Raw genomic sequence first — 14,229 nt, 5'->3', positions numbered from 1 at the left:
GTCGTGGGTTTGCGCCCATGACAATTTTTTGGGAAAAAGTCCCAACTTCTTTATGTCTTTGAAAGCGAACACGATTCAACCTGGTGCAGCAAAAGAAACCTTTCAGGCTGATGTCCTATCGGTACGCCTATGTCACTCCTCTAGCGAGTTGGCACAAGATGCAGCACTTTTTGTACGAAAGTATTTGCAGGACATCCTAAGTGAGCAACAAACTGCTTCTGTCGTCTTGGCAACTGGTAACTCACAAATTCAGTTTCTTGATGCTCTAATTGCTCTAGGGGGTGTAGATTGGTCACGAATTACTCTGTTCCATCTTGACGAATATCTGGGAATTGATGCCGACCATCCGGCTAGTTTTCGCCGCTATCTGCGTGAGCGAGTGGAATATCGAGTTAAGCCCGACAAGTTCCACTACCTTGAAGGCGACACCTTAGAACCGTTGGCAGAATGCGATCGCTATACCCAGCTTCTCCTGGCTCAACCGATTGACCTTTGTTGTCTCGGTTTAGGAAAAAATGGACATTTAGCGTTTAATGAGCCATCTGTTGCTGATTTCAATGACCCAGAGCGTGTGAAACTCGTGAAATTAGACAAGGGAACGCGGCTTGCACAGGTGGATGGAGGTCACTTCCCAAGCCTTGAAGCCGTGCCACAATATGCCTTCACGCTGACTATCCCGATGATTTGTGCCGCGAAAAAAATCCTCTGCCTCGCACCTGCAAGACACAAAGCCTTAGCGGTAAAAACGATGTTATTGGGGGCACTTTCTACGGATTGTCCGGCTTCCGTACTCCGCACACAAGCTCAGGCAACCTTATTTCTAGATGCAGATTCGGCAAGTTTACTTTAGATTTGCTTTTCGAGGCAGCGTGTTGGCTAGTTTGAGCGGATTAACCCAGACTTCACCCATGCACACGGGCTGTGGTCAGATATTCTAGGAAAAGATGGCTTCTTCAAGCGGACACTACAGAAAGTAATAACAGTTTATGGTTGCACCAAAACGAGTATTTGTTCTCTTATTCAATGCCGGGACAGAAAACGAGGGCATTCACACGATTCGGATTGGCGATCGCAACACGGTGCTAATGTTCGAGTCCCAAGACGATGCCACCCGCTTTGGGGTGATGCTGGAAGCGCAGGATTTCCCTGAACCGACGGTGGAAGAAATGGAGGCTGCGGAAATTGAGGAGTTTTGCCTCGGTGCGGATTATGACGCAGAACTGATTGAAGAAGGAATGCTGGCAATGCCGCCAGAGACTAATGTCGAAAAATTGGATTGGCAAGCTGATGCTGATGAAACTGATGAAACCCAGGAACCAGAACTGTCTGATTTAGACCGAATTCGCCGTCAGTTGGAGGGATTGTTGTAAACGTCCGCTCTTAAGCCAATGCAAGGATTTGAGAATGTCGATTTTGGATAGCTCTCCAATCGCTGTAGCTAGTGCAAGAAGGCTTTTATGAATATTGCTTGTAAGGTAAGCTTTTTAACCTTTTTCAACTGGATAGTTATTTCCGTCACACTGCCTTAGTAGTTGAGACAATTGCTATAAGTAACAATCCTATTGGGTACTACTGAAGGTCGGAGGAACCCTCTAACCCTTGCGTCCCAAAATCGAGAATTCAAAAAAGGGCAGCTATGAAGAATTTGGAAGAGCGGGGTCATCTGTTAACGGAACAGATTAACCCCAACAGTCAGAACCTAGACCAGTTAACATCGCTGGAGTTGGTGGAGCTGTTTAATCGCGAGGATGCTAAAACCCTCAGTGCGATCGCCCAGGCAAAACTCCAGCTAGCCGAAGCGATTGACCTCACGGCTGAAGCTTTTGGTCGGGGGGGACACCTCTTCTATGTTGGTGCAGGGACGAGTGGACGATTAGGGGTACTGGATGCGGCTGAGTGTCCTCCCACCTTTTGTTCACCACCCGAATTGGTACAGGGCATTATTGCTGGCGGTGCTGGAGCTTTAGTGCGTAGTTCCGAGGATTTGGAAGACCGAGCCGAAGATGGAGCCGAAGCGATCGCCCATCGCCAGATTACAGAACTTGATGTTGTTGTCGGCATCACGGCTGGAGGTACTACCCCCTTTGTCCACGGTGCAATTCAATCGGCACGGCAACGGGGAGCCAAAACGATTTTGATCGCGTGTGTTCCTACCGATCAAGTCAGTATTGAAGCCGATTTGGATATTCGGCTACTAGTCGGACCGGAAGTGCTAGCTGGCTCTACACGCTTGAAAGCGGGTACAGTAACCAAGATGGCATTAAATATCCTCTCTACAGGGGTTATGGTGCGCGTCGGCAAGGTCTACGGCAATCGCATGGTCGATGTTGCCGTTACAAACAAAAAACTGCACGACCGAGCCTTGCGAATCCTGCAAGACCTCACTAACCTGAGCCGGGAAGAGGCAGGTTACTTATTAGAAAGCAGTGGACGTCGGGTGAAACTCGCCCTACTGATGCATTGGACAGGACTCGACGCAAAAGAAAGCGATCGCCTTCTTGCCGAACATCAAGGCAATCTCAGAGCTGCTGTCCAAAGCTGTAAAACGAGTTAAACACTCATCCGTCTAAAGTTTTAAATTAAAAATAAAGGATTAGAATCGCTCGTCAAATCTTTCACCTCTTCCACTCCTTTTTCGATAACAGATAACTAACGACAAAAAGCTAAAAATGTTTAATGGATCAGAGACTACTGCAACTCTTTTAATCATCCTGGTAGCACTCGGTGTTCTGGGTTGGGGCTTCAACCGAGCAAGGTCTTACGGAAAACTAGGGATTTTAGCCTGGTTGCAGTCGGTCGTCTTGACAGTTCCTTGGCTGTTGTTTTTTGGCTTATTTTCCGCTGGAATTTACCTCAATATCGTTGGCATTCTGTTTTTATTAGTCGCTTCAGCCGGACTGTATATCATCTTGGGCAAGCAGTTGCGTGATGCGGGTCAGGATGCCGTTCTCCGAGAACGTGCAGCAAAGCTATTGAGTGAAAAACAAGAGGCACGCGAGGGACAACCCCTACAAGACCAAACTGCCGCCACAGCCGCAAATGTTTCACGCTCCTCTAATGGCACAAATCCTGCCATCACTGAGGTTGTTCCGATTCCTGAAGAAGACCTCAAAAGCATCCAGGGAATCTTTGGCATTGATAGCTTCTTTGCGACTGAAACAATTCCTTATCAGGAAGGGGTCATTTTCAAGGGCAATATGCGGGGAGGTGAGCCAGAAGCCGTATTTTCCCGTTTATCAAAAAGCTTAGAGGAACGATTAGCTGATCGCTACCGACTATTTTTAGTGGAAAGCCCTGAAGGAAGACCCGTTGTTATTGTCCTCCCCAGCAGCAACGACCCACAACCTCTAACAACCCCCCAGAAAATTCTTGCTGTGAGCTTGCTCATCGCGACAATAGCTACCAGTTTGGAAGCTGCTGGACTACTACTTCACTTTGACTTCTTCAGTAATCCAGAGCGGTTTGTGGAAGCCTTGCCAATCAGTGCCGGAATCTGGACAGTTCTCGCCGCTCACGAACTGGGACACTGGTGGCAGGCACAGCAGCACGACGTGCGGCTCAGTCTACCGTTCTTCATTCCTAGTTGGCAAATCGGCTCGTTTGGTTCCATTACTCGCTTTGCATCCTTGATGCCAAACCGGAAAGCCTTGTTTGATATTTCTATTGCTGGCCCTGCGGCGGGTGGGATTGTTTCGCTATTGCTACTGACTAGTGGATTAATCCTGTCTCATGATGGTAGTGCCTTTCAAGTGCCTGTTCAGTTTTTCCAAGGGTCAGTATTGGTAGGAATCATTGCGCGACTTTTTCTAGGTGCGTCCCTACAAGCACCTCTAGTTGATGTTCACCCCCTAACCATTGTTGGTTGGTTGGGTTTAGTGGTAACGGCATTAAACTTGATGCCAGCAGGACAACTGGATGGAGGGCGAGTTGTCCAGGCAATCTACGGACGCAAAACTGCTCGACGCGCAACAGTGGCAACGTTGATTGTTTTGGGAGTTGTCGCTCTGGCAAATCCAGCCAATCCACTCATTTTGTATTGGGCGATCGTCATTCTATTCCTACAGCGTAGTTTGGAGCGCCCCAGCCTCAATGAAATTACAGAACCTGATGATACTAGAGCCTTGTTGGGTTTACTCGCACTGTTTTTAATGGTGGTAACCTTGATTCCCTTAACACCTGCTGTCGCGATTCGGTTTGGAATTGGAGGTTAGTTCTTAGTTGTTGGTTATTAGTAGGAATAGATGAGCCTACCTAGTTATCTTCCCTTTGCTGATGGACAGTGGCGCCTGAGTATGGGGCTAAAATCGCTCAATCTTCAAGAGTGGATTGAAATCGATGAACACCTCGCTAAAGAACTCGCCCTCAAAGACAAGCTGCTGAAGAACCAATATTCGGATGTTTTTGCTTGCCTTCCAGAAAGCCGATTGAGCCAGAAAGAAGTACTAGACTTACTCCTCAATCACCTGGTGGAACACTTTCCCCAACACTACCGACAGCAGGGTACAACCATTGAAAATATCTGCACTGGACAAGTTTGGGATATCACTCACTTTGAGGCAGTACCGCTTGATTTAGCGGGACGTTTGGTGCAAGAAGATTTGTTGCTGATGCAGCCAAGTCCTGAAGGCTATATCTTGACAGCGGCATCCCTCTGTTTTCCTTCTCGCTGGCGACTGCGGGAAAAGCTTGGGCATCCACTTGCTCAAATCCACGCTTCAGTTCCTGGATATCATGACAAACTAGAGCGTCCTGTAGATAGTTTCTTTGACCGCCTGAAAGTCAATCATCCGGCGTGGCGCTTGAATTGGAGTATTGTGGATTCGCCAGAACTTTTCTTAGCCCAAGAAAAGGGAGACTTGGATACGACGATAAATGCCGAAAATGCGGGGGAAAAACTCTGGATTCGAGTGGAGCGTCAAACTCTACGGCGGCTTGAAGTTAGTGGCGACATCCTCTTTACCATCCGTACCTATGTGCATCCTCTACAGATGCTTGAGGAGAATTCTGCGATCGCTCATAATCTAGCAGAAGCCGTTAAACAAATCCCCTTAGGGATGCAGATTTACAAAAACCTGTTGCCAATTCGCGAGGCGCTTTTGGGTTATCTTGAGCAAGTTACAGCGGCACACTCGATGAACTAAAGCGCCAATAGAGATGTTATCCGCCTTGGTGGCAGCACTGTGCGATCGCAAGCCGTTAAATAATCGTAATCTAAACTTTATCAGTGCTTAATGTACTTCGGTATTTTCTTAGTTAAGATATCGGCTACGAAGAACAAAAAATTTGTAGAGAAGCCTTGACACAGGTTCTCGAAAATCAATCTTGCTTCCAGAATCCACTGCCAAGGTGACAGTGTTGCTGCTTCTGTAAAAAATTATACGTTTGCAGTACGGACTCATTCGAGTGCAGCAGTGGAGATGTGTCTGTGATTCAGAGGCGGATTCTGGTGGAAAAGCCTTAGGTTTGTTCCTCCAGAGAATCCTATAGCTGAAAGCTAGCGTCTCCTGATATTTTGGATCAATCAAGCTGCTCTAGAGTAAAAAGTTTTAGGTTTTTTGGAGCAACTTAGCATTGGGGTGTGGCTATCTATCAATTAGTATGCTCTCAGATCTTAGAGAAGAGCACTCACTTGCGAGGCTTGCGATGGAAGATATTAATACTAGAGGCTCTGCCACAAAAACGATTGAGACAAAATTTTTTCAGCCCCGTCTCATTATCCAATCCCTAGCGTTTACAGGTATTTTGTACTTTAGCGTTGGTCAGACACCGCCAACGCCTCCTACTGGGGTAACGTCACAGCTAATTCGGTCTAGCACTCCCTTATCCACATCTGTTGGTAACACCGTCTTGCAACATGCTTCCCAACAGTCAGGATTACCAACCTCTGAGCTACGCATTGTCCAAGCTCAACCCCAAACTTGGTCAGATAACTGCTTAGGGTTGCGTGAGTTGGGAACGCCCTGTACCCAAGTACCCGTATCCGGTTGGCAAGTCGCTGTTGCGAGTGGTAAACACAAACAACAGTGGATTTATCGTACTGACGCTTCTGGCTCGGTTATCAAACTAGAGCGCGGCACCTCTTTACCCAACCAAAAGCATAAAGAGGCTTTACCAACAGTCGGTTAATTAGTGTTAAGGCAGAAGGCAGAAGGGGATATTTCTAACAACCAACAACCAACAACCAACAACCAACAACTAATCCTCCTTAGAGGACTTCAACGCTTCTAAAAGATCAGGAGGTTCGGCTGGCATCGGAAAAAGTAAGCGAAAGGCAGCCTGACGCTGGTCTAATGGTTCTGAGGCATTGTTCCACAAGGTTTCATAGAAAAAGAACGATACCCCAGCAAATCCCCGCTGTCGGACAGCATCTACTTGCTTTTGAATTTGTGACAGGGAAATAGGTTTGCTTTTAAGTCCAGTAAGAATACCGATCCCCACAGGGATATGACTGCGGGCGGCTTTAAGTTCAGGTTGTTCCAACTCTGAGATAAAGGTGTTGAAGCTGTCTCGATAAATCTGCACAATCAGTTCCTCCACCAAGCCACGCCGTTCCCAATTTGCCCAATCTGCCAAAAAGAATTGGTAGGAGTCTTTCTGCGGGTTGGGAGAGACGGAGAGGATGACGTTTGGCTTACGGTCTTTTACCGCCCGGAATACCTTGGTTAAGTAATCGGTAATTTTGTTAGCCCGCCAGCGTACCCATTCAGCATCTTGAGGGTTTGTCGAGGGGGATTTGCCTTGATGTTCTTTTTTATACAACTCAATGGTGAAGGGATCGTAACCTAAATCAGAGGGCAAGCCAAAGTGGTCATCAAATTGGATGCCATCAATATCGTAGTTGTTGACAATCTCAACTACTAAATCCTGGATGAACTGCTGCACCTCTGGCTTGAAGGGGTTGAGCCAGACGCGATCGTGAGTCCCTTCTTTTTTCGTCTTTACACCTTTGCTATTTTGGGTGAGCCAATCTGGGTGACGCTTGGCTAATTCAGAATCGGCGGGTGCCATGAAGCCAAATTCAAACCAGGGAATGACCCGAATCCCGTTTTGATGTCCCTGCTCCACCATTTCCTTGAGCATATCTCGCCCTTGTACCCCTAAATCCGGGTTAAGGGATGCGTCTAAGGGCGTTACTAATCTCACTGCCCGTCCGGTAACTCGTTCTGCTACTTGGCTAGGGTAGAGGGTATAACCCCAGTTCCAGACAGTAGGGTAAACGGTGTTGAAGTTTAGCTCTTTGAGCCGTTGGATAGCGTTGGTTACATTCTGGCTGGAAAATAATACGTTACTGTCAATATTTGTAAGCCATACACCGCGTAACTCTGCTTTTGCCGTATCAGATGGCTGTGTTCCTACTTTCGCAATGTACTGGGCGGGGATCGATCCCACCGTGCCTGTTGCTTGGCACAAAAACGCTGCAACATCGGCTCGACTTGCCAACTGATTGGAGTTAAGTTTCCGAACCTCAGGATAATTAACAACTAGCCCTTTTTCTGTTGCGGCGGCGATCGCACTTCGAGAATACTCCGGAATCCCAGCGACATCACTAAATGCTCCATTTAATGTGTCTACAGTGGGATTGACGGGTACATACTTTAACCCACTTGCTAATGACACTAACGCTTGCACACGAGGGATATTTTGAGTTGGATTGAAAACTCCTCCCGGATAGCCAGCCAGAAATCCGGTTTGATAAGCCTTTTGAATCGCAGTACTCGCCCAGTAGTTAGTCGAGACATCTGCAAATTTGCCTCCGGTTCGTATGGCTGGAGTATCGGGGAAGGCTTTTCCCAGCATGGCGGCAAACTCTGCTCTCGTCACAGGTGCATTCGGCTTAAAGCTGCCATCGGGATAACCACTAAGGATTTGCCGTTGGGTTAGTTGTTCAATACAAGGCTGTGCCCACGTCCCCTGGATATCATTAAACCTCGTCTGAGCCTGAGCAATGGTTGGCTTGAGTACTGCAACTGTAATGCCTAAGATAAACAGGAAAATAATCCAAGCCTTACGCCCAAAAGCGCGGCTAAACCAAACCAGCCCATCTGCACAGGCTGTAAAAGAGTTTTGGAGAAATCGTTTCATAGATGGCGAGATAGACACTAAACAATTGACACAAGCGCCTTGCACTAATCAGGAATGACTGGTAAAACTGGGCAAAGGTTGCAGGGCAAGAAGTATAGCATCGCAGATTTGGGTGGGATTTGACGTAATAAAAGTCAGTCCAGACACGGCTGGTGAATGGTGTTGAACCGCAGAGGGTTAGCGACTGTGCAAGGTTCATGTTGGACAGAAGATTTTCCAATCTGATAATTACTATTCAATGTCATTAAGCTTTGTTACATCTATCCGGATTTTGAAATAACCGCCGTGTTGTCATACGTAAGCAGATCATTGTCATACACAAATGCAATCGCGTCATACAACCGTAGTACTGCAATTAGATGTAATACTGCAATTAAAAAATCACCCATTCTTACGAAGACATAACTTTTTTTTTCCTTTAAAAAGTAGTTTAGAAAGCCACCTGGTATTTTCATATGACTCACCAGTTTGATTTGGAAGATTCGGCTATCAGTAACAAGCGATCGCTCCGAAAACTGGAACGGGCGATTACTCTATCCCAAGGCCAATTTTCACTGATTTTGGTATGCTGCAACTGTCCCTCGTTGCGGCTGCGAGTGGTGAATCGGCTGCCAGAATTCTCTTCTGTCCAAATCCAAGAACTCACGCTACACCCATCGGTTAACACTCTATTTACAACGATTCTGACCGCGATGGAGGAACCGCCGCCTCCAGCGTTGATGGTTTTCGGGCTAGAATCAGTTGTTGCAATTGATCAAGTTTTAATTGCGACTAACCTTGTGCGGGATGAGTTTCGCAAACAGTTTCCTTTCCCGTTAGTGTTGTGTGTTAATGATGAGATTCTGCAAAAGCTGATTCGACTTGCACCTGATTTTAGGAGCTGGGCAGCTAACCCAATTCGATTTGAAATCCCTAATATTCAGTCACTTGAACGGGCAGCGGTTACCGCTTAATTCTGCCTCTTGATTGCCCAATTATCCTCCCTATGGGGATCGCAAATTAAAGGATAATTTAAGCAATTCAAGGATTCATATTCAGGTGGCTGAAGTAACAAGCGGATCAATCTAGTGGTTATTGACCAACGCCTGCTCACAGCAATTCATCGTCAGCCTTACCTGCTGTTATTTAGTACAGTTAGTGGGGCGCATCTCTACGGCTTTCCTTCCCCTGACTCGGACTATGACTTGAGAGGAAGTCATATTCTGCCAGTGCCAGAGGTGGTAGGACTCAATCGGCAACAGGAAACGATTGAAGTCACAGAAGTCCGTGAGGGGCTGGAAATTGACTTGGTGACTCACGATATCAAAAAGTTCTTTTCGTTGCTCCTGAAAAAGAACGGCTATGTTTTAGAGCAGTTATATTCGCCGCTGATTGTTCACACGACACCAGAACATGAGGAACTAAAAGCGATCGCAATTGGCTGCATCACACGCCACCACGCTCACCACTACATCGGCTTTGCTCAGACACAGTGGCGACTGTTTGAAAAAGAACAGCCACATCGCGTTAAACCTCTACTCTATGTCTACCGAGTCTTGTTAACCGGGATCAACTTGATGCAAACCGGAACGGTAGAAGCAAATTTGGTACAACTGAATCAAGCGTTCCAACTTCCCTACATTTCTGACTTGATTGCTCTAAAGCTGGCAGGAGCAGAAAAATCCGTTTTGGAAGATGCCGCTCTAGAATTCCATCAGCAGGAATATCTGCGACTGTTAGGTGAATTAGAAGCCGCTCATCAGGCTAGCCACCTCCCCGAAAGTCCTTCCGCAAACGAAGCTCTAAACGACTTGCTCGTGCGTTTGCGGATTGGCTCTATGGCGAATCAGTAAATTAAAGATCTGATGGCTACAGCCGTGTGAGATCATAGAGACAGTCAACAACGGTCAATGAAGTCTGAACAGAATGGCACAAGATCAGAAGTCAACGGTCGTAATCACGGGTGCCTCTTCGGGAGTGGGTTTGTACGCCGCGAAAGCCCTTGCTAAAAGAGGATGGCATGTGGTGATGGCCTGTCGAGATTTAGAGAAGGCACAAAACGTTGCCCAAATGGTGGAAATGCCGCAAGACAGCTACACCATCATGCATATCGACGTTGCCTCTTTGGAGAGCGTTCGGCAGTTTGTCAATAAGTTCAGGGCAAGTGGCAAGTCTCTAGACGCTTTGGTGTGCAACGCTGCAATCTATATGCCTTTATTAAAGGAGCCGTTACGCTCCCCAGAAGGATTTGAGTTAAGCGTTGCCACAAATCACCTAGGTCATTTCCTCTTATGTAACCTCATGCTTGAGGATTTGAAGAATTCAGGAGCTACGGAGCCGAGGCTCGTCATTTTAGGAACCGTAACGCATAATCCGGACGAGTTGGGCGGGAAGATTCCGCCACGTCCAGACTTGGGCGATTTCAAGGGTTTTACAGAAGGATTTAAAGAGCCAATCTCGATGATTGATGGCAAGAACTTTGAACCCGTCAAAGCTTACAAGGACAGCAAAGTCTGTAATGTGCTGACTATGCGGGAACTGCATCGACGCTATCACGAGTCAACAGGCATCGTCTTCAGTTCTCTCTACCCAGGATGTGTTGCTGACACGCCGCTATTTAGAAACCACTATCCCCTGTTTCAGAAACTCTTCCCCTGGTTCCAGAAAAATATCACGGGGGGATACGTGTCTCAGGAGTTAGCGGGTGAGCGAGTCGCGGTGGTGGTTGCTGATCCTGAGTACAATCAATCGGGTGCCTATTGGAGTTGGGGAAATCGACAGAAGAAAGATGGCAAGTCGTTTGTTCAAAGAGTCTCTCCCCAAGCCCGTGATGATGAAAAAGGAGATCGCATGTGGGAGCTAAGCGCCAAGTTGGTTGGGCTAGCGTGACGGGACATGGGCTGGGTGTTAGTGTTCGTGCCGCTCAGCCTGTATGATTAATTGCTCCTCGCCCAAAAGAGAAGGAAAACCCCAAAACTGCAAGAACAGGAGCAGGGAACAACGATTAAGGCATAAACTATGTATGGTGTTGATGACCATACGGGGATGTAAGATTTGTTAGGTGGTAATTAGCTGCTTAAGCAGTGAAGCTTCTGCTCTGTTGTGGGTCACATACCTATTACAGGTTACTGGAATTTCCACAATGAACTCTGTTCCTTTCTCTGGGGCAGAAATACAACTGATTCGACCCTTGTGTTTTTCTACTACAATCTGATGGCTAATGGACAATCCCAATCCGGTGCCCCTTCCTACAGGTTTTGTCGTAAAAAACGGGTCAAATATTTGCTGGCGCACTTTTTCACTCATGCCAGAACCATTGTCTGCAATACGAATGATAACGTAGTTTGTTATTTGTTGTTTGTTGTTGGGAACTGACTGTTGATAGCCCGATACTGATGTGCTGATGGTAATCACTCGTGGGGACGATTGATTTTCCAGAGCATCAATCGCATTATTCAATAGATTTAGAAATACCTGATTTAATTGACTGGCGTAACAGGTCACCTGGGGCAGTTGACCGTAGTTTTTAATCACTTCAATTTCAAGACACCCACCTACTGCCCTAAGTCGGTGCTGCAAAATTAGTAAGGTGTTATCAATGCCTTCGTGGATATCTACCAGTTTTTGCTCCGATTCATCCAATCTAGAGAAGCTTTTGAGCGATCGCACAATCTCTTTAATGCGTTCAGCTCCCACCTGCATTGAGTCCATCAGCTTTGACCAATCTTCCACTAAAAAATCTAAGTCGATCTCATACGCTAACTGCTGAATGTCTGGTGTGGAATTCGGGTAGGTTTGCTGATAGAGTTCAAGCAGTCTTAGCAGGTCTTGGAAGTATTCTCTGGCAGGAGTAAGATTGCCTTTAATAAAGCTAACGGGATTGTTAATTTCGTGGGCAACTCCCGCCACCATTTGCCCCAAACTGGACATCTTTTCATTTTGAATCAATTGAGCTTGGGTGTGTCTCAATTCGCCCAAAGTCAGCTCTAGCTCTTGTGCTTTTTCTCGTTCTCGTGCTTCCGATTGTCGCAGTGCTTCTGACTGCTTTTGAACCTGCGTTAATAATTCAGCTTGCTGCAAAGCGACTCCCAACTGATTGCCAATCTGACTCACCACATTGATTTCTGCTGTTTTCCATTGGCGGGAGCTAGAATTTTGATAAGTCGCGAGCAACCCCCACAGTTTAGAGCCACAGAAAATGGGGACAATGATGTAGGCTCTGGCTTGAAATTGCTGTAAGAGGTTGAGGTAACAAGAGTTGAACCCGGCTTTGTAAATGTCCTGGACTACTGCATAACTTGTTCCTCGACTGTACGCACCGCCTTGGGTTTCTTGCAGATGAGTATCCTGCACTGGGAAAGAAGTACTAAGAACGCTATCGCATCCTGCGGCACTATCGAATTTTTTCACAGCGCAGCGATTATCTTCTAGACTAGTATGTGCCAAATTCGGGTTATGGGCTTGTTCCTGCAATAGCGAAATCCACCCAGTCCCTACAGACTCGGAAACAATCTCTCCACTCCAGTCGGGATTGAAACGATAGATCAAGACGCGATCGCAGTTAATCAACTGCCGCAATTCCTCTGTTGTTGCACTGAAAATCGTTTCAATATCCAAAGTTTGGCGCATTCTTTGAATCGCTCTGGCAATCGCTCGTTCTCGTTGTACGCTCTCCTGCAAGGCTTCTTCTACCCGTTTGCGCTCAGTGATATCCAATGCTGTTCCAAACAGTCGAATCACTTGCCCTTGCTCATTAACACCAGCCTCTCCTCTTCCCTGGATGTACCGGACTTGACCATCAGGGCGCACAATTCGATAGTCCAGTTCGTAGCATGTCCCTAATGCCAGCGCTTGTGAGGTAGCTTGTTGAAATGGTTCTCGGTCATCGGGGTGAATCTTCTCGATCAGTTCGGTATAGTTCGGTTCGGGTTGGGTCGGGTCAAGACCGAGAATGTGGAATTTTTCTGCTGACCAGGTGATTTCCCCAGTGAGTACATCAAATTCCCAGTTGCCGATATGGGAAATTTTTTGGGCTGTTGCCAGGTTAGCTTCACTATGTTTGAGTCGTTCCTCTGCAAGTTTGCGATCGCTAATATCTTTTTGTGTACCGAGCATTCGCATAGGCGCACCCGATTCATCGCGATCGCAAACCTTACCGTGACTCAGAATCCACTTCCACTGCCCAGACTTTGAGCGCATCCGAAATTCCACTTCGTAAAGGGGAAGCGTATCTCGAAGATAGGCGTTCAACACTTCCATTACCCTGGGCTTATCCTGTGGATGCATCAGCCGCTCCCAGGATTGGTAATTATTCTCAATCTCCTCTACCTCGTACCCCAGCATTCTCTTCCAATAGGAGTCGAAATAGGTTTGCCCTGTGGTAATGTTCCAATCCCACCACCCCAAAGCACTACCTTCTAACGCTAGCTGCAAACGTTCTTCGCTCTCTCGCAGCGCCGCCTCTGCCTGCTGACGCTCAGCCATTTCCTGCTTGAGTTGCGCGATCGCCTGCTGGAGTTCAGCTTCTGTTCGCAGGCGCTCTTGAATTTCGTTTTTCACGGCTTCAAATTGAGCCGCACTAGGCATTGCCAAGGCTTTGGGGAGTAACGAAACGAGTTCTGATGCCGTATAGAGAGAGATGACGGCAGTAAAGGCTTTGACCAAACCCGATAACCAATAGTCAGGATGCCACAGTGTCCAGATTTCTATAATGTGGGTTGTGCCACAGGAAACGATGAAAGCACCAAACAGCAGGAAAATCCAGTTGAAAGGTACATCTCGCCGCTTGGCAACGAAATAAGTAAGCATTAGCGGAATTGAATAATACGCTACTGCTGTCAAAGCATCTGAGACAATATGTAACCCTACTAACTCAGGCTTCCAGAGATAGCAGTGTCCGTGAGGAATAAAAAATTCCGCTATTATCATGTTGATTATCTTAAAAACCTAAAACTCTATCTAAAGGTAGATGCTAAACTCTGAAATTAACTCCAACTAGATTGCTTTAGTAGCGAGATGTTTTCAGACCCTCTGAAGATAGATGCAAACCCTAAAAGAAACTACTATTAGATTGCATCTGTAGCGAGATGTTTGCAGACCCTCTAAAGATAGATGCAAATCTTGAAAGGAACTACTACTAGATTGCATCCGTAGTCAGATGTTTTCAAG

At 46.8% G+C, this 14,229-nt stretch carries 11 protein-coding genes; 9 read left to right on the top strand and 2 right to left on the bottom strand.

Going from position 1 to position 14,229, the window contains the following annotated elements:
• Window positions 1-52: 52 nt before the first annotated feature.
• From AC5JL3_RS29005 to AC5JL3_RS28980, 6 genes are all read left to right on the top strand, one after another.
• Entirely contained in the window at window positions 53-850 is a 798-nt protein-coding gene (locus AC5JL3_RS29005) for a glucosamine-6-phosphate deaminase (RefSeq protein ID WP_496077748.1), read from the top strand.
• Between the two features lie 136 nt (window positions 851-986).
• A complete protein-coding gene (locus AC5JL3_RS29000; protein WP_192218785.1) occupies window positions 987-1,370 on the top strand; it encodes a DUF3110 domain-containing protein in 384 nt (127 codons plus the stop codon).
• 266 nt (window positions 1,371-1,636) lie between these two features.
• Window positions 1,637-2,554, top strand: coding sequence for an N-acetylmuramic acid 6-phosphate etherase (murQ, locus tag AC5JL3_RS28995; protein WP_496077747.1), 918 nt, complete (start codon window positions 1,637-1,639; stop codon window positions 2,552-2,554).
• A gap of 115 nt (window positions 2,555-2,669) precedes the next feature.
• A complete protein-coding gene (locus tag AC5JL3_RS28990) occupies window positions 2,670-4,211 on the top strand; it encodes a site-2 protease family protein (RefSeq protein WP_496077746.1) in 1,542 nt (513 codons plus the stop codon).
• 30 nt (window positions 4,212-4,241) lie between these two features.
• Window positions 4,242-5,141: a heme-dependent oxidative N-demethylase family protein gene (locus AC5JL3_RS28985; RefSeq protein WP_496077745.1), complete on the top strand. Its 900-nt coding sequence runs from the start codon at window positions 4,242-4,244 to the stop codon at window positions 5,139-5,141.
• A gap of 502 nt (window positions 5,142-5,643) precedes the next feature.
• Window positions 5,644-6,126, top strand: a complete 483-nt coding sequence (locus AC5JL3_RS28980) for a DUF8738 domain-containing protein (protein ID WP_496077744.1) — start codon at window positions 5,644-5,646, stop codon at window positions 6,124-6,126.
• A gap of 69 nt (window positions 6,127-6,195) precedes the next feature.
• Here the strand turns inward: AC5JL3_RS28980 and AC5JL3_RS28975 are convergent, their stop codons facing one another.
• Complete coding sequence (locus AC5JL3_RS28975) at window positions 6,196-8,082, bottom strand: glycoside hydrolase family 10-like protein (RefSeq protein ID WP_496077743.1); 1,887 nt, start codon at window positions 8,080-8,082, stop codon at window positions 6,196-6,198.
• Window positions 8,083-8,537: 455 nt separating this feature from the next.
• On the opposite strand from AC5JL3_RS28975, the gene AC5JL3_RS28970 reads away from it, so the two are divergent.
• The 3 genes from AC5JL3_RS28970 to AC5JL3_RS28960 all read left to right on the top strand — a co-directional run bounded on the left by AC5JL3_RS28970 (window position 8,538) and on the right by AC5JL3_RS28960 (window position 10,950).
• On the top strand, window positions 8,538-9,035 hold the full coding sequence (locus AC5JL3_RS28970; protein WP_192217506.1) for a hypothetical protein: 498 nt from the start codon (window positions 8,538-8,540) through the stop codon (window positions 9,033-9,035).
• A gap of 114 nt (window positions 9,036-9,149) precedes the next feature.
• The gene (locus AC5JL3_RS28965; RefSeq protein ID WP_496077742.1) at window positions 9,150-9,914 is read left to right on the top strand and encodes a nucleotidyltransferase domain-containing protein; all 765 of its coding nucleotides are present in this window, start codon (window positions 9,150-9,152) and stop codon (window positions 9,912-9,914) included.
• Window positions 9,915-9,987: 73 nt separating this feature from the next.
• The gene (locus AC5JL3_RS28960; protein ID WP_496077741.1) at window positions 9,988-10,950 is read left to right on the top strand and encodes a protochlorophyllide reductase; all 963 of its coding nucleotides are present in this window, start codon (window positions 9,988-9,990) and stop codon (window positions 10,948-10,950) included.
• A gap of 168 nt (window positions 10,951-11,118) precedes the next feature.
• Here the strand turns inward: AC5JL3_RS28960 and AC5JL3_RS28955 are convergent, their stop codons facing one another.
• The gene (locus AC5JL3_RS28955; RefSeq protein WP_496077740.1) at window positions 11,119-13,989 is read right to left on the bottom strand and encodes a GAF domain-containing sensor histidine kinase; all 2,871 of its coding nucleotides are present in this window, start codon (window positions 13,987-13,989) and stop codon (window positions 11,119-11,121) included.
• Between the last annotated feature and the right edge of the window lie 240 nt (window positions 13,990-14,229).

The sequence above is a fragment of the Symplocastrum torsivum genome (genome assembly GCF_059505465.1).
Note: the sequence above shows the minus strand (reverse complement) of the source record. Positions and strands in the feature narration are given on the sequence as shown.

Bases quoted from the DNA above. Each gene is read 5' to 3' on its own strand.
- AC5JL3_RS28985 (WP_496077745.1), top strand. From the start codon at position 4,242: ATGAGCCTACCTAGTTATCTTCCCTTTGCTGATGGACAGTGGCGCCTG.
- AC5JL3_RS28960 (WP_496077741.1), top strand. From the start codon at position 9,988: ATGGCACAAGATCAGAAGTCAACGGTCGTAATCACGGGTGCCTCTTCG.
- AC5JL3_RS29000 (WP_192218785.1), top strand. From the start codon at position 987: ATGGTTGCACCAAAACGAGTATTTGTTCTCTTATTCAATGCCGGGACA.
- AC5JL3_RS28990 (WP_496077746.1), top strand. From the start codon at position 2,670: ATGTTTAATGGATCAGAGACTACTGCAACTCTTTTAATCATCCTGGTA.
- AC5JL3_RS29005 (WP_496077748.1), top strand. From the start codon at position 53: ATGTCTTTGAAAGCGAACACGATTCAACCTGGTGCAGCAAAAGAAACC.
- AC5JL3_RS28955 (WP_496077740.1), bottom strand. From the start codon at position 13,989: ATGATAATAGCGGAATTTTTTATTCCTCACGGACACTGCTATCTCTGG.
- AC5JL3_RS28980 (WP_496077744.1), top strand. From the start codon at position 5,644: ATGGAAGATATTAATACTAGAGGCTCTGCCACAAAAACGATTGAGACA.
- murQ (WP_496077747.1), top strand. From the start codon at position 1,637: ATGAAGAATTTGGAAGAGCGGGGTCATCTGTTAACGGAACAGATTAAC.
- AC5JL3_RS28970 (WP_192217506.1), top strand. From the start codon at position 8,538: ATGACTCACCAGTTTGATTTGGAAGATTCGGCTATCAGTAACAAGCGA.
- AC5JL3_RS28975 (WP_496077743.1), bottom strand. From the start codon at position 8,082: ATGAAACGATTTCTCCAAAACTCTTTTACAGCCTGTGCAGATGGGCTG.